We start from the raw sequence: 15,997 nt of genomic DNA on the forward strand, positions 1-15,997 counted from the left end.
AAAAATAGAGAGAAGCGAAAGCTTCCCTCTATGGAATTAACTATTCAATTTTAGTAAATGTAAGCGGCTGAGTACTTAGCATAGCGGGCACATGTAACTGAAGTGATGGGAATTCACCATTCACATTCATTTCATATGCAAATAATAGATTCATTTTTGCTTGGAACAAGTCAACTGGTGCGGAGAAAATGTCGTAATGATGATGCTGTAATTGAATCTCCATCTCCATAAATTGTACGTGTAATGAATCATCCCGTTTATATACTTGTAATGCTCCATAAGCAGGATGTTCAAAAGTACCAGTATAATCCTCTAACTTGTGAGAAGGTGCAGTCCCTTTAATTTGTTCAGGAAGGGATTCAGTTGCTTCTTTCATCATTTCCTTCATTTTTTCAGTATCTTCAACAGCACGTTTATGCCAATCGATGCCTTCTAATTCAAGTAGATCGTCATAAATTTGGTTAGCAAGATAAGTAGGGAGTAATGTGCTTCCGGCATTCGTTAAAATGACAAGGCCTACATTTTCTTTTGGCATGAATGAAACAAGTGCCGAAAATCCATCAATATTACCGCCATGATGAATCACTTTATTACCACGATAAGCGCTAATAAACCAACCAAGGCCGTAACTATTTAATGGAGATTCAGGGAGTGATAGAACTGGTTGATCTGGAATGGAATTGTGTGGTGTATACATTTGTTGTAATAATTCAGAGGAGATTAATTCATGATCTCCAAACTTTCCTTCGTTTAAGTGAAGAAGTACCCAATTTGCCATATCTTCAATTGTAGAATTAATGCATCCAGCAGCGCCAACTGTATCGATATTACGGAATGGAACTTCTTTTATTTCACCGTCATTTTCCATGTAAGGTAAAGCATAATCGTCTGTATTTTGTGAGTCTGTAACAGAGAAATTTGTTTGATTCATATTTAAAGACTCTAAAATATGTTCTGTAACGTATTGTTCCCACGTTTGATTTGTAATGTTTTCCACAATGTAGCTAATTGTCGCATACATTAAGTTGTTATATAGAAACGCTGTTCGGAACGGCGCATCAAGTGGTAAATGTTTTATTTTTTCAACTAGATCTTTTCGAGATAAGGAAGAGCTGTACCAGAGAGCCTCATGACGACTTACACCAGTTCGATGAGAAGCTAAATCTCGTCCTGTAACTTGCGAGTTAGCGAGCATATCGGATAGAGAGAAGTTAGGTACGTAAGATTGGACAGGGGTATCCCAATTAAATTTTTTTTGCTGTGCTAGTAAGCTTAATGAAAGTGTCCCGAATGCTTTCGTTGCGGAACCGATTGCGAATCGTGTCTGCGGAGTAACAGCCTCTTTTTTCTCTATGTTTCGATAGCCAAAACCTTCTGAAATAATTACTTCGCCATCTTTTATAACAGCTATAGCAGCGCCAGGAACGTTTAAATCCTTCATCATCTTCTCAACCTTATGTTGTAACGTACTTAAAACAGGAGTTTTGATTTTAGACATGCTTTCAACCTCCAAATATAATTTTTATGTTCCGCACTATACTTTCTGTAATAGAAAAGTGAAACCCTTTTTAAATACAGAAAGTTAATAATTTTGTAAGAATAAATAAAATTATTATTTATTTAGAATTTTATTTTTATTATAATTAATTTAAATTGGATTTGAGAAGAGAGGGTGAAAAAGCGTGCTAACAATAAAGAAAATACTTTGCGATAATAAAATTAATCCGATAGGCATAGATTCAAAAGCTGTTAAAATTAGTTGGCAGCTTGAGTCGAATAACCGAAATGTCAAACAACGTGCTTATCAATTGCAAGTTGCGAAGGATAAAGATTTTGAAAATATAGTATTTGATTCACAGAAAGTAGAAACAGATCAAAGTTTACATATACCGATCAATTCCTTTCTATATAGAACGGAGACACGCTATTTTTATCGAGTGAAGGTGTGGGATAATCATGAAGAAGAGTCATCTTGGTCAAAAGTAGCATTTTGGGAGACTGGATTACAAAGTGACAATTGGACGGGAAACTGGATTGCTGCAAAAAAAGAGCGAACACAAGTTATGTCCTTTAATAAAAATATTTTTATTAAAAAATTAGTAAAAAAAGCACGTTTATATATAACAAGTTTAGGATTATATGAGGCCGCTATAAATGGAGAGCGTATTGGAGAGAGTTACTTTACTCCTGGATGGACGAGTTATGATAAGAGAGTATTGTATCAAACGTTCGATATAACGCATTTATTAAAGGATGAGCACAATGCTATTTCTGTACTGGTAGGTAATGGATGGTTTAAAGGACCGCTTACAATGCATCATGTACGTAATTATTACGGGGAAAGACGTGCGATTATTGCTCAAATACATATAACGTATGAGGATGGAACGAAAGAAAAAATTGTAACAGACGAAACGTGGAAGGTAGAAAAAAGCCCTATTTTGTATTCTGAAATTTATGAAGGAGAAGTTTACGACGCTAGGTTAGAAGAAAGTGGGCAAGAGTTAGAGAATGTGGAAGTAATTGGTAATTCTAAACGAATAATTGTTGCACAAGAAAACGAATCGATTCGTAAAATGAAAATCATAAAACCAATCTCTATTTCAAAACTATCAAATCATGAGTGGCTCATTGACATGGGACAAAATATGGTGGGCTGGGTGCGATTTACAGTTCGTCATGTTTATAGTGGACAAAAGATAGAATTACAACATGCTGAAATATTAAATAAAGACGGTAGTTTTTATACTGGAAATCTCCGAAAGGCAAAACAAAAAATAGTATATATAGCAAAAGGAGAAGCTGAGGAAAAGTTTGAGCCTCATTTTACATATCAAGGTTTTAGGTATGTGAAAATAAGTGGATTAACCCAACCACCTCAAATAACAGATTTTGAGGGGATTGTATTGCATACTGATATGGAAAAAGCGACTGAGTTCGAAACGTCCAATCCATTAATCAATCAGCTTCATCATAATGTGGAATGGTCCCAAAGAGGTAACTTCTTTGATGTGCCAACAGATTGTCCACAGCGTGATGATCGACTTGGATGGACAGGAGATGTACAAATGTTCATCGGGACAGCTACACAAATCATGAATGTTCAATCGTTCTTTAAGAAATGGCTCCAAGATTTATCATTAGATCAAAATGTTAACGGAGCTGTGCCTTTAGTTATTCCAGATGCGTTTGGAAAAAGAGCGGATTTTGATCTTGATACTTCTGGAGGTTGGGGCGATGCAGCCATTATTTGTCCGTGGGTTCATTATTTGCATTACGGGGATGTATCGATTTTAAAAGAACAATATGACAGTATGAAGAAGTATATAGATTACATACGTTCACAAGGTGATAACGAGTATACATGGGATACAGGTTATCATTTAGGAGATTGGCTTGCATTAGATACGAAACCAGATGTGTATGAAGGCGGAACAGACAAGTATTTTATTGCGACGGCTTTCTATGCGTATTCTACATCGCTTTTACAAAGAATTGCTGGGATTTTAGGTGAAAAAACAGATGCTAGGTTTTATGAAGAGTTACATGCAAATATTGTTCAAGCATTTCAAAATGAATTCGTTACACCAAATGGTAGATTAATTTCAGATACCCAAACTGCCCATGTATTGGTGCTGTTGTTTGAATTAATAAATGATAATGTGAAGGAGAAAGTATTTAATCGCTTAATTGTGCTTATAAAAGAAAATAAAAATCATTTAACAACTGGTTTTATAGGAACTCCGTACTTGAATTTAATATTAAGCAAGTTTAACCGTCACGACCTTGCTTGTAAGCTTCTATTTCATGAAGATTATCCCTCTTGGTTATATCAAGTGAAGAAAGGAGCTACAACCATTTGGGAACATTGGGATGGTGTGAAAGAAGATGGAACACTTTGGAAGGATAGCATGAATTCTTATAATCATTACGCATACGGTTCTATTGTTGAATGGATATACCGATATATTGTTGGGTTAGAAGTGAATGAAACAAAGCCTGCATATAAACATTTTTATATCCAGCCTCATTTTGATTCCAATCTAGAATGGATTAATATAAAGCGTGAAACAGCGTATGGAGAAATTAAAATTGATTGGCGTGTAGAACATGAACAAGCTATATTAAATGTCTCAGTACCGGCAAATACTACAGCAACGTTACGAATTCAGGAAGCTGAATGGGAAACGAGAGATAGGATTGAAAAGGAACTAGGATCGGGCGATTATGAATTTACATTTTGTAAGAAAATAAATGAGGTAGAATTCTGTTAATATAGAAATGTTTTTTATTAATTTGGATTATTAAATTCGCTGTTTTTCATGTTATGATAAATTGCATATAAGATTGAAAGAAGGTTTTCTTACATATGAAACATGCTGAATATGAATATTTAAATTTATGCCGTCATGTAATGGAGCACGGTACGAAGAAAGAAGATCGTACGGGGACAGGTACTGTATCTGTATTTGGTTACCAAATGCGTTTCGATCTAAGTAAAGGATTTCCTTTATTAACGACTAAGAGAGTCCCATTTCGCCTTGTAGCAAGTGAACTGCTTTGGTTTATGAAAGGTGATACAAATATTCGTTATTTATTGCAACATAATAATAATATTTGGAATGAATGGGCGTTTAAGAGCTGGGTAGAAAGTGACGAATATAAAGGTCCTGATATGACAGATTTCGGTCTTCGCTCTCAACAAGATGAGGAATTTAAGAAGCAATACGATGAGCAAATGGAATTGTTTAAAAGGAACGTTCTAGAAGATGATGATTTTTCGAATAAATATGGTTATTTAGGAGACGTATACGGAAAGCAATGGCGTGCTTGGAAAACGACAGCTGGTGAAATGCTTGATCAACTAAAAGATGTAATTGAAATGATTAAAAAAACGCCAGATTCACGTCGACTAATTGTTTCTGCTTGGAATCCTGAGGATGTACCAAGCATGGCTTTACCGCCTTGTCATACGCTATTCCAGTTTTATGTAGCAGATGGAAAGCTTTCTTGTCAGTTATATCAAAGAAGCGGTGACATATTCCTTGGGATTCCATTTAACATCGCAAGCTATTCATTACTAACACATTTAATTGCACATGAATGTGGTCTTGAAGTTGGCGAGTTTGTTCATACAATTGGTGATGCACATATTTATACGAATCATTTTGAACAAGTAGAAAAACAGTTGGCACGTGAACCACGTCCATTCCCGAAACTTACATTAAATCCAGATGTAAAATCTGTGTTCGATTTTGAAATGGAAGATTTAACGATTGAAGGATACGATCCACACCCAGCAATTAAAGCACCGGTTGCAGTGTAATTGTAGAGGAGATGAAAAGAATGATTATTTCATTTATGGTCGCAATGGACGAGAATAGAGTAATTGGGAAAGATAATAACTTACCTTGGCGTTTACCTAGTGAATTACAATACGTGAAGAAAACGACGATGGGCCACCCGCTTATTATGGGAAGAAAAAACTATGAAGCGATTGGTAGACCATTGCCTGGAAGACGTAATATTATTGTAACTCGTAATGAAGGGTATCATGTAGAAGGCTGCGAAGTAGCTCATACTGTAGAAGAAGTGTTTGAACTATGTAAAAATGAAGAAGAGATTTTTATTTTTGGCGGAGCGCAAATTTATGATCTCTTTTTACCTTATGTAGACAAGTTATATATAACAAAAATCCACCACGCATTTGAAGGAGACACATTCTTCCCAGAAATGGATATGACAAATTGGAAAGAGATTTTTGTAGAACAAGGTTTAACGGATGAAAAAAATCCGTATACGTATTATTACCATGTATACGAGAAACAACAATAATAATAAAAATTGATGTGAGTATTCGCATCAATTTTTTTATTTGTATTTATAAATGTAAGTTTATAGATGATATTCGATAGTGCTATAATGAAAGATAGCATGTGAAAAATGCTAAAATTTTCAAAAGTATTAATGTAGAAAGAGGAGGAGAATCGATTGAGAAAGATATGGGGGATTCTATTTCTTTGCTTAACATTCATGTTAGTCGGATGCGGTAAAGAAGAAAAACCACAAGAAGCGTTTGATACATATGCGAAAGCATGGAATAAACAAAAATTTGCAGATATGTATGATCAATTATCAGAAAATGCAAAAAAAGATATTTCAAAGAAAGAGTTTACTGAGAAATATGAAAAGATTTATTCTGGTATCGAAGTGAAAGACTTAAAGGTAGAAACAGGGGAAGTAAAAGAAGATAAAAAAGATGAAGGCCCTGTTCCTTTTAAGGTAAGCATGGATACAGTTGGTGGTAAAATCACTTTTGGCCATGAAGCGAAAATGGTGAAAGAAAAAGATGGAGATAAAGAATCATGGAAAATAGATTGGACTCCTGATTTTATATTCCCAGGCATGACAAAAGATAGTAAAGTGCGTATGCAAACGACAGAGCCAAAACGTGGAGAAATATATGACCGTAACGGTAAATATCTTGCGGTAAATGGTAAAGCTTCTGAAATTGGAATGATTCCAGAAAAATTAGGAGATGCTGCTCCGCAAACGAAGGAAACGATAGCGAAGTTGCTAAATATGTCTGTAGAAGAAATTGATCAAAAACTAGCTGCTAAATGGGTAAAACCAGGGTATCTCGTACCAATTGGAATTTTACCTGAAGGGACAACGCAAAATACGTATCTTGATTTACCTGGTGTTGTAACAAAACCTGTAAATGTTCGTACATATCCGTTAGGGGAAGCTGCAGCTCATCTAACTGGTTATATCGGAAAGGTAAATGCTGAAGATTTAAAAACGCTACAAAAGAAAGGCTATCAAGCTGATGAGCCAGTTGGTAAGGCTGGATTAGAGCAAGTGTTGGAAGAAAAGCTACGCGGTAAAAAGGGTGGCCGTGTCTTTGTAGAAGATGCACAAGGAAAAGAAATTAAAAATTTGGCAAAAACAGATGCTGTTGATGGAGAAAATGTAACTTTAACTATTGATAGTGTTGTTCAAGAAAAAACGTATAATGAAATGAAGGGAGAAGCTGGTTCAAGTGCGGCGATTAATCCGAAAAGTGGAGAAACAATTGCTCTTGTAAGTAGTCCAGCTTATGATCCTAATTTAATTGCACGAGGAACATCGAAAGCACAACGCGAAGCTTGGAATAATGATCCGAAAAAACCAATGACGAATCGTTTTACACAATTATCGGTACCAGGTTCTGTATTTAAGCCAATTACAGCTGCAATTGGTCTTGAAACAAAAACGATTGATCCAAAAGAAGAGTTGAAAATTGAAGGATTGAAATGGACAAAAGATTCTTCTTGGGGTAATTATTATGTAACGCGTGTGAAAGATGCAAATCCGATTGATCTTGATAAGGCAATGAAATACTCGGATAATATTTACTTCGCACAAGAAGCGTTAAAAATTGGAAAAGACAAATTTATGAGTGAAGCGAAAAAATTCGGATTCGATGAGAAATTACCAATTGAATATGGATTCCCAGCTTCTAAAATCGCAAATGATGGTATTAAAAATGATATTCAAATGGCAGACACAGGTTATGGACAAGGACAAGTGTTAATGACTCCTCTTCATTTAGCTTTAACGTATGCGCCAATTGTAAATGATGGAACGATTCCCACGCCGTATATCATTAAAACAGATAAACAACCAAAAGCTTGGAAAGAAAATGTGATTTCTAAAGGAAATCAAGATATATTAAAAACTGCTTTAACAAAAGTAATTAATGATCCAGATGGTACAGGGAAAATTGCTAAAATTGATGGAATGACTCTTGCTGGAAAAACAGGTACAGCGGAATTAAAAGTATCTAAAGAGGCCGAAGGAAAAGAACTAGGCTGGTTCGCTGCGTTTGATTTAAATTCACCTGATATGGTCATTACAATGATGATTGAAGATGTAAAAGGTAGAGGCGGAAGTAACATTCCAGTTGAAAAAGTGAAACATATTTTTCAAAAATAGAAATTGATAGAAACTACCTCCATGAAATAGGGAGGTAGTTTTTTATTTGGTTAAAATCTTAATGTTTATATACAAAAGTAAAATGAAACTACATAACTTATTAACTTACGAAAAAAAAGTAGCTATTTTTTATTGACAGCAAGTATAACTTTTTGTATTATACTTATATAAGGTAAGTTATTTACTTACAAAACATAAATCTCAAATTAAAGATAAAATGTAAAAAGGGAGATAATACAATGACAAAAGTACTATTTATCACAGCAAATCCAAATTCAGCAGAAGGTTCTTTCGGAATGGCAGTAGGAGAAGCTTTCATCGAAGCTTACAAAAACGAGCATCCACAAGACGAAGTTGTAACAGTTGATTTATTTAATACTGTCGTACCAGCAATTGATGCAGATGTATTTGCTGCTTGGGGTAAATTTGCAGCAGGTGAAGGTTTTGAAACTTTAACTGAAGTTCAACAACAAAAAGTAGCAGCAATGAACACAAACCTAGAAACATTTATGCATGCAGATCGTTATGTATTCGTAACTCCAATGTGGAACTTTAGCTATCCACCAGTAGTAAAAGCATACTTGGATAACGTAGCAATCGCAGGTAAAACATTCAAATATACTGAAAATGGTCCAGTTGGCTTATTAGAAGGCAAAAAAGCACTTCATATTCAAGCGACAGGTGGCGTTTATTCTGAAGGAGCATATGCAGCTGTAGACTTCGGTCGCAATCACTTAAAAACAGTATTAGGATTCATTGGTGTAAATGATACTGAATATATTGCAGTTGAAGGTATGAATGCAAACCCTGAAAAAGCACCAGAAATTAAAGAAGCAGCAATTGCTAATGCTCGTGAATTAGCAAAACGTTTCTAATATAGAATACTTAAAAATGTCCAAACACTTGTTGTTTGGACATTTTTTCTTCTTTTTCCTTCGTTAGTCTAGTATAATGAAGGTCGGAATGATAATAGGTGGGGGTTCTGTATGATTCAAACGTTTTTTAAAATCTTTTATTTAATTTTAATCGTAATTGCGATTACACCGAGAATGTGGCGTCTTAAAAAACAAGTAAATACGATGTCACCGCAAGAAAAAGATAATGCTGTGTATAAAACGACAAATTGGTTTGGTAAAAAAATGGTACGTGTTGCTGGGGGGACAGTAGAAGTAAAAGGACTTGAAAATGTTCCGGAAGACAAGCCAGTACTAGTTGTAAGTAATCATCAAAGTAATATGGATATCCCTGTTTTACTAGGTTACTTAAATAAACCAATTGGATTCGTTTCAAAGGCAGAGATTAAGAAATTTCCAGTTGTACCAACTTGGATGGAACTTATGAATTGTGTATTTATGGTTCGTGATGATCGTCGTCAATCTCTTCAAGCGATTAAAGATGGAATTGAACTATTAAAGAATGGACATTCTATCGTAATTTTCCCTGAAGGAACGAGAAGTAAGGGTGGCGAAATTGGAGAGTTTAAAGCGGGGAGTTTTCACCTAGCAGTAAAATCTGGTGTAGCAATCTTACCTGTAACGTTAGATGGTACATATAAAATGTTTGAAGCGAATGGAAATCGCATGAAACCAGCTCATGCAACAGTAACAATTTCTAAGCCGATTACACCTGAAGAGTATGCGAATATGGATATTAAAGAATTAACGAAGCATACACAGGATATTATTGCATCTCAATTACATAAGTAATAAAAAAAGTTTCAGCTTACATCAAGCTGAAACTTTTTTTATTACACTGCAGGTAAGACGTAAAAGAGTACGCAGAAGAACATCATTGTACTACCACCTAAAACGAAAAGATGCCAAATGGCATGATTGAAAGGTAGCTTTTCCCAAAGAAAGAATATAGCCCCAACAGAATATAAAATGCCACCTATTAACAGTAGTGAAAAACCGTGTCCAGTTAGATTTTCATAAAGTGGTTTAATAGCAACGATTATGAGCCAGCCCATAATGATGTAACATAAAGTTGATGCTTTTATAAAGCGGCGTACAAAGAAAATTTTGAAGACAATACCGCCAATTGCAAGTGTCCATATAATAGCGAGTAACGTCCAACCTAAAGGTCCACGAAGTGTAATGAGTAGAAAAGGAGTATATGTGCCAGCGATTAGTAAATAGATGGCTGAGTGATCTAAAATAGTAAATAATTTTTCTACTTTTGGATGGTGAATGCTATGTAGCAACGTTGAAAACAAGTACAGTAAGAACATGCTTACACCATAAACAGTAAATGCAACAACAGCAGATGCGGTACCGTGCTTAGAAGCATGAATAATTAATATAACTAAGGCAGGGATGCTTAAAATGGCACCGATACCATGTGTAATTGCATTTGCAATTTCTTCTTTCACAAAATGTGTCATTCGTGTCATTTTTTCAGTCATTATGCAAATCCTTTCTACTATCATAAAATAATATCTCATTTCCCTTACCATATCATACACAAGGGCAATAGAAAATGAAATTTGTATAATTGATTATATTTTTGAATTTTTTTGACAAAAGATAACGGAATTGTTGACGTTTTCAAACTTTTTTGACAAAATAAAATTATGTAATAGTAGGACAAGGAATCTACTAATAAAGGGGATGGAGAAATGTTTTCAAATATTGGCTTTCCAGGGTTAATTTTAATTTTAGTAGCTGTACTCATTTTATTTGGACCTAAAAAATTGCCGGAAATCGGGAAGGCTTTAGGGGAAACGTTAAAAGAGTTTAAAAAATCAACGAAAGAATTGACAGATGATGCATTTCAAGAGAAGGAAAAGAAAGAAAAAATGTAATGGATTTTCCTTGTAATGGATAAATAAAGTGTGGTGAACGAGATGGAAGATCAAGAAATGAGCGTAGTAGAACATATTGTTGAGCTTCGTAAACGAGTAATATATACAGTCTTATCATTTGTACTATTTTTAATTATTGGATTTACTTTTACGAAGGATATATATTTTTGGCTCGTAAAAGATTTGCCGATGAAGTTAACAGTTCTGGGACCGAGTGATGTATTGTGGATTTTTTTCTCGATTGCTACAGTATTTGCTATCGTTTGTACGATTCCTTTTGCTGCGATACAAATTTGGTTATTTGTAAAGCCTGGTTTGCATCCTAATGAACAAAAAATGACATTAATGTATATACCGGTACTATCTATATTATTTATTGCAGGTTTGTGTTTCGGATATTTTATTGTAATGCCGTTTCTATTTCATTTTTTAACGACAATTGGTAATGAAATGTTTAATACGATGTTTACTACAGAAAAATATTTTCATTTTGTACTTAATTTAACAGTGCCATTTGCAGTTATTTTTGAATTACCTGTAGTGGTTATGTTTTTAACGAGTATCGGACTTTTAACGGCAGAATTCCTTGTGAAAATAAGAAGGTATGCATATGTAATATTGATTATTATTGCATCATGTATATCACCACCTGATTTTTTATCACATAGTTTGGTAGCGGTACCACTTATTTGTATTTATGAAATTAGTATTGCTTTATCAAAGATTGTTAGTAAGCGAAAACAAAAAAGAGAAGAAAAACAGTCGAAAAGTGCCTCTTTATAAAGGCACTTTTTAATTTATTTGTTATACTCTAGCTATAATCGTATACAATATATAGAAGAAAAAAATTATAGAATCTCCAAAATTTAGACAAACTTTTCACTTTTATAAGTTTATACTGAAGTTATCGAGCTATATATGGGTAATAAGACTCCCGTCTCAAGGGATATATAGGACAGGGGCCAAATTAGGTGGATATAAATGAAGTATTAACTTCTAAACGGGGGCCGCTTAAAAATATTTTAGTTTTCATAGGAAACCTACACTTGAAAAACGTGTTAAAGAATAAAGTGGAGGAAGTTCAAAAATCCAACGAAAAAGAGGATTGATATTGTGATTACGAAAAGTTTTTATTTCACTCATGCAACAGGGAGTTGTATTAAAATATTTGAAATCCCTGTCCTACAAACACAGCATCCATTAGCGTTTCTAATTCAGTCTCGTCTTCAATTGTTTATTGCAAAAATTCAAAAACATAAAAATCCAAGATTCTCGTACTCTTTCCGTGAATATTTACAAAGTTGTTTGAAGTGGAATGATTATTCAAATGTATATAAAACAAATACTCTTGAAAAGAATGCATAATATACAGCAGGGACAGAGTTAGATCGGCTCTGTCTTTTTCATTTTAGGTATAGAAATATAATTAATTTGGTGAAATTTATTCGAAATTGTTGAAAGCATCTGGAATGCTAGTATAATAACAAGGAGAGCGTATTGGAAAGGGAAGAATATAATATGCAAAAAATTAAAATTGTAACAGATTCAACGGCAGATTTATCACAAGAGGTAATTGAGAAGTATGACATTCATGTTCTACCATTATCAATCTCTGTAAATGGACAAACATATTTAGATCGCGTTGATCTACAACCAGATGAATTTATTGAAGAGATGGCAAAATCAGAAGAATTACCAAAAACATCACAACCAGCTATGGGTACATTTGTAGAAATGTATGAAAAGTTAGGGGAAGATGGGAGCGAAGTACTATCCATCCATATGACAGGTGGAATGAGTGGTACTGTTGCAACAGCAAATAGTGCTGCATCAATGACCGATACAAAAGTAACAGTCGTTGATTCTCAGTTCATTAGCCATGCATTAGCATATCAAGTAATTGAAGCAGCAAAGCTGGCAAAAGAAGAGCGCTCATTAGAAGAAATTTTAACGCGAATTGAAGAAGTGAGAAAAAATACTCGCTTATATGTAGTTGTAGATACATTGGAGAATTTAGTGAAAGGTGGACGTATTGGTAAAGGAAAAGCGTTTATCGGCTCTTTACTGAATATCAAACCAATTGCAAACCTTGATGGTGGAGCATACAATCCTGTCACAAAAGTTCGTAGTCAAGGGCAGATTGTAAAGACACTAACTAAATTATTTGAACAGGATACAGCAGGGAAGTCTATAAAAGCTGTTGGGATTCCTCATGCAAAAGCAATGCCTTTAGCTGAAAGTATGAAAGCAGCGATTGAAAAAGCGAGTGGATTCGCACAATCTGAAATTTTCTATACAACTCCAGTTATTAGTACTCATACAGGTCCGGGCGCAATCGGATTTATGTATTTAGCAGAGTAATAAAAAAGCTACTTGAAATATATTTCAAGTAGCTTTTTTATGTGAAGAGAAAGTAAGAAATAAGAAGGGTTATACAGGCACTACCGCTAATGATATAACGAGTCTGCAAATATTCTTTCATAGAAAACACCCTTTACCCCGCTATTTGCGGACAGTAAAACTCCCACCTCAAAATTCAGCTGGAGCAAAGAGGTTAGGCGGGAGTCGGGCTGCCCGTAAAAGCCCGATTGGTGAAGGCTAATAATCAGTGGGGATGAAGAAAACTCCACTGATTAAAGTTCACTTTATGATTTTCTATATTATATGATGGATGCAAGAAATAAGTAGTTCCGTTATACATGTAGCGTTTCGATTTTTTCATTTACTTGTTTATCATTTGTTGCGCTATTATAAGTGAAAGTTTGACCTAAAAAGAGAACATGTAGTTGTTCCCACGGTAGCATTCGTAAATTCCAGTTATTTCGTAGTCTTGTTATTGCTTCTCTTGGTGTTTCATCTGCTAAAGCAAAAGTACCGTAGTGCATTGGAATGAAATGTGTAGCTTTTATATCTAAATAGGCTTGCACAGCTTCTTCAGGTGAAACGTGAGACACTTTCATAAACCATTCTGGTTCATAGGCACCAATTGGCATAAGTGCAATATCAATTGAAAAACGTTTTCCGATTTCTTTAAAACCTTGGAAATAACCACTATCACCACAAAAATAAATGGTTTCTGAAGAAGTTATATTATCAATGATCCATCCTCCCCAGTGAGAGGTGTTCATATCAAATAATGATCTTCTCGTCCAGTGCTGGGCAGGTACGAAGTGAAAAGAGACTTCATCAATTGTTGTACTTTCCCACCAGTTGTATTCTTCTACATTGGTAAAATTTTTACGAGTGAATAATTTTTTAAGCCCAATAGGAACAAGGTATAAGGCATCATCATTTAGTTGGCGCAGAGATGAAAAGTCTAAATGATCGTAATGACCGTGTGAAATAAGGACAATATCAATTTTAGGTAATTCTTCTATAGAGAGTCCAGGTTCTGTGAGTCTTGGAACTAGCTTTAATTTATTGGCCCATACTGGATCCGTTAATATATTAAGTCCATTCGTTTGGATAAGAAAAGTGGAATGCCCAATCCATGTGACAGTCGTTTTTTCAACATTACTTTGCAAAAATTTACTTTGTTTAACAGGTGATTGTTCTACTAGAAAAGAAAAGTCTTTTTTGTTTTGCTTTCTCTCTTTACGCCAGCGTAGGAAGGAGCGAATTGATTTTTTTGTACTTACATTATCCATATTTTCATAGCGCTTAGCCATGAACATCACCTCATTTAAAATCGTTGTAGTTGTATTGTACCGAAATGTTGTTAAGGAATACAGTGTTTAACATGGATTAATGTTTAAGTAATTGTAAAAAAACAGGGATAGGTATTTACAAATTTAACAATGAACTTTGTTTCGTAAATAATGTTTAGAGAAATAATAGTAGTAAAATATATTTTGTCTAGTAATTAGCTTTAAATAAAGAAGTAACATACGTAAAATCGTACGATTTCGTGAACAAATGACGTAAACAATTTTCTCATAGTGTTTACTTTTGTTATGATATACATTACTTACATAAATTAAGGAAAGAGAAAAGAGGTTTAATAATGAAGCGTTATCAAAAGTTAATTGGTCTTATGGTTGTATTTTGTCTCTTTGTACTTGCAGGTTGTAGCAGTTCAGGTTCAAAATTACGTAAACCGTTAAACTGGGATTTAGAAACTTTCCAATTTACAAATCAAGAAGGAAAGCCATTTGGTACAAAAGATTTAAAAGGGAAAGTTTGGGTAGCTGATTTCATGTTTACAAACTGTCAAACAGTTTGTCCGCCAATGACTGCTAATATGGCTAAATTACAGAAAATGGCTAAGGAAGAGAAATTGGATGTTGAGTTTGTTTCGTTTAGTGTAGATCCTGAACTTGATAAACCAGAAAATTTGAAAACTTTCATTCAAAAGTTTACAGAAGATACAAGTAACTGGAACTTGTTAACAGGGTATTCACTGGAGGAAATTACAAAGTTTTCAAAAGATAACTTCCAATCGCTTGTAGATAAACCAGAAGATGGGCAAGTAATACACGGTACATCTTTTTATCTAATCGATCAAAACGGAAAAGTAATGAAAAAATATAGTGGCATTAGTAATACGCCATACGAAGATATTATACGTGATATGAAGCGATTAGCAGATTAAAAAGAAGGGTGCATAGTACCCTTCTTTTTTTACATTAGTCTATGGATAAAATGTCATGCTGCTGTGGAAGTTTTGGTGCACGAATTTCTAATACGCCGTTTTGATAAGATGCTTTCGCTGCTTTTTTATTAATTGAGTATGGTAACTTAATCAATCTTGATGCTTCTGAAATGGAACGTTCTCGGCGATAATAGTTATGAGATGTTTGTTCTTCTTCCTCGCCAAGTATCTCTTCTTTTACAGAGACTTTTAAGTATTCACTTTGTATTTCAATTCGAATTTGTTCTTTTTGTATACCTGGTAGTTCAGCTGTAACAACGAGTTCTTCGCCAACTTCATATAAATCTACAGGGAATGTTAATAAACGGTTTCCTTTTTGGAAAAAATGATTTAAATCAGCGATTACATTGCGAAGTGGTGTTTGCTCGAAGAAATCATCAATTTGCTTTAAATAATTGCGAACCGGTGGGCGAGAAGAATCTTTTTTTTCTTCACTCATGGTATTCCCTCCTAGAAATCAATATGCAATATCATATGACAAAAGCGGAGAAAGGTGATTGCCTAGTTTTCATGTTTTCATAAAAAATTGTTAAAAATGTGAAATGGAGTGATTTTTTTATAGTTTT

The 15,997-nt window shown here is 34.3% G+C and carries 15 protein-coding genes; 11 read left to right on the forward strand and 4 right to left on the reverse strand.

Going from position 1 to position 15,997, the window contains the following annotated elements:
* Nucleotides 1-40: 40 nt before the first annotated feature.
* Nucleotides 41-1,498 (reverse strand): serine hydrolase, encoded by a 1,458-nt coding sequence (locus tag BAU27_RS15310; protein WP_071771351.1) that lies wholly within the window; start codon nucleotides 1,496-1,498, stop codon nucleotides 41-43.
* A gap of 184 nt (nucleotides 1,499-1,682) precedes the next feature.
* Here BAU27_RS15310 and BAU27_RS15315 point away from each other — a divergent pair, with 184 nt between their 5' ends.
* From BAU27_RS15315 to BAU27_RS15340, 6 genes are all read left to right on the forward strand, one after another.
* On the forward strand, nucleotides 1,683-4,274 hold the full coding sequence (locus tag BAU27_RS15315; RefSeq protein WP_071771352.1) for an alpha-L-rhamnosidase: 2,592 nt from the start codon (nucleotides 1,683-1,685) through the stop codon (nucleotides 4,272-4,274).
* Between the two features lie 95 nt (nucleotides 4,275-4,369).
* Nucleotides 4,370-5,326, forward strand: coding sequence for a thymidylate synthase (locus BAU27_RS15320; protein WP_071771353.1), 957 nt, complete (start codon nucleotides 4,370-4,372; stop codon nucleotides 5,324-5,326).
* 20 nt (nucleotides 5,327-5,346) lie between these two features.
* A complete protein-coding gene (locus BAU27_RS15325) occupies nucleotides 5,347-5,835 on the forward strand; it encodes a dihydrofolate reductase (RefSeq protein ID WP_071771354.1) in 489 nt (162 codons plus the stop codon).
* A gap of 156 nt (nucleotides 5,836-5,991) precedes the next feature.
* Nucleotides 5,992-7,977 carry a penicillin-binding protein 3 gene (gene pbpC, locus BAU27_RS15330; RefSeq protein ID WP_071771355.1) on the forward strand — a complete coding sequence of 662 codons (1,986 nt, stop codon included), beginning with the start codon at nucleotides 5,992-5,994 and terminating at the stop codon, nucleotides 7,975-7,977.
* A 239-nt stretch (nucleotides 7,978-8,216) separates the two neighbouring features.
* Nucleotides 8,217-8,852: an FMN-dependent NADH-azoreductase gene (locus BAU27_RS15335; protein ID WP_071771356.1), complete on the forward strand. Its 636-nt coding sequence runs from the start codon at nucleotides 8,217-8,219 to the stop codon at nucleotides 8,850-8,852.
* 111 nt (nucleotides 8,853-8,963) lie between these two features.
* A complete protein-coding gene (locus tag BAU27_RS15340) occupies nucleotides 8,964-9,683 on the forward strand; it encodes a lysophospholipid acyltransferase family protein (RefSeq protein ID WP_071771357.1) in 720 nt (239 codons plus the stop codon).
* A gap of 41 nt (nucleotides 9,684-9,724) precedes the next feature.
* Here BAU27_RS15340 and trhA read toward each other — a convergent pair whose 3' ends face one another.
* Complete coding sequence (gene trhA / locus BAU27_RS15345; RefSeq protein ID WP_071745202.1) at nucleotides 9,725-10,381, reverse strand: PAQR family membrane homeostasis protein TrhA; 657 nt, start codon at nucleotides 10,379-10,381, stop codon at nucleotides 9,725-9,727.
* 213 nt (nucleotides 10,382-10,594) lie between these two features.
* Between trhA and BAU27_RS15350 the strand changes: the two genes are divergently transcribed.
* The 4 genes from BAU27_RS15350 to BAU27_RS15365 all read left to right on the forward strand — a co-directional run bounded on the left by BAU27_RS15350 (nucleotide 10,595) and on the right by BAU27_RS15365 (nucleotide 13,141).
* Nucleotides 10,595-10,780 (forward strand): twin-arginine translocase TatA/TatE family subunit, encoded by a 186-nt coding sequence (locus tag BAU27_RS15350; RefSeq protein WP_000492443.1) that lies wholly within the window; start codon nucleotides 10,595-10,597, stop codon nucleotides 10,778-10,780.
* A 42-nt stretch (nucleotides 10,781-10,822) separates the two neighbouring features.
* Nucleotides 10,823-11,563, forward strand: a complete 741-nt coding sequence (tatC, locus tag BAU27_RS15355) for a twin-arginine translocase subunit TatC (RefSeq protein WP_071771358.1) — start codon at nucleotides 10,823-10,825, stop codon at nucleotides 11,561-11,563.
* A gap of 330 nt (nucleotides 11,564-11,893) precedes the next feature.
* Entirely contained in the window at nucleotides 11,894-12,145 is a 252-nt protein-coding gene (locus BAU27_RS15360; protein WP_000629009.1) for a DUF2535 family protein, read from the forward strand.
* A gap of 153 nt (nucleotides 12,146-12,298) precedes the next feature.
* Entirely contained in the window at nucleotides 12,299-13,141 is an 843-nt protein-coding gene (locus BAU27_RS15365; RefSeq protein WP_071771385.1) for a DegV family protein, read from the forward strand.
* A 332-nt stretch (nucleotides 13,142-13,473) separates the two neighbouring features.
* Here BAU27_RS15365 and BAU27_RS15370 read toward each other — a convergent pair whose 3' ends face one another.
* Nucleotides 13,474-14,448, reverse strand: a complete 975-nt coding sequence (locus BAU27_RS15370; protein ID WP_071745200.1) for an MBL fold metallo-hydrolase — start codon at nucleotides 14,446-14,448, stop codon at nucleotides 13,474-13,476.
* Between the two features lie 335 nt (nucleotides 14,449-14,783).
* Here BAU27_RS15370 and BAU27_RS15375 point away from each other — a divergent pair, with 335 nt between their 5' ends.
* Nucleotides 14,784-15,371, forward strand: coding sequence for an SCO family protein (locus BAU27_RS15375; protein ID WP_071745199.1), 588 nt, complete (start codon nucleotides 14,784-14,786; stop codon nucleotides 15,369-15,371).
* Nucleotides 15,372-15,405: 34 nt separating this feature from the next.
* Here BAU27_RS15375 and BAU27_RS15380 read toward each other — a convergent pair whose 3' ends face one another.
* A complete protein-coding gene (locus BAU27_RS15380; RefSeq protein WP_071745198.1) occupies nucleotides 15,406-15,870 on the reverse strand; it encodes an Hsp20/alpha crystallin family protein in 465 nt (154 codons plus the stop codon).
* Nucleotides 15,871-15,997 lie beyond the last annotated feature (127 nt).

It is taken from the genome of Bacillus sp. NH11B (assembly GCF_001884205.1).
Lineage (GTDB): Bacteria > Bacillota > Bacilli > Bacillales > Bacillaceae_G > Bacillus_A > Bacillus_A proteolyticus.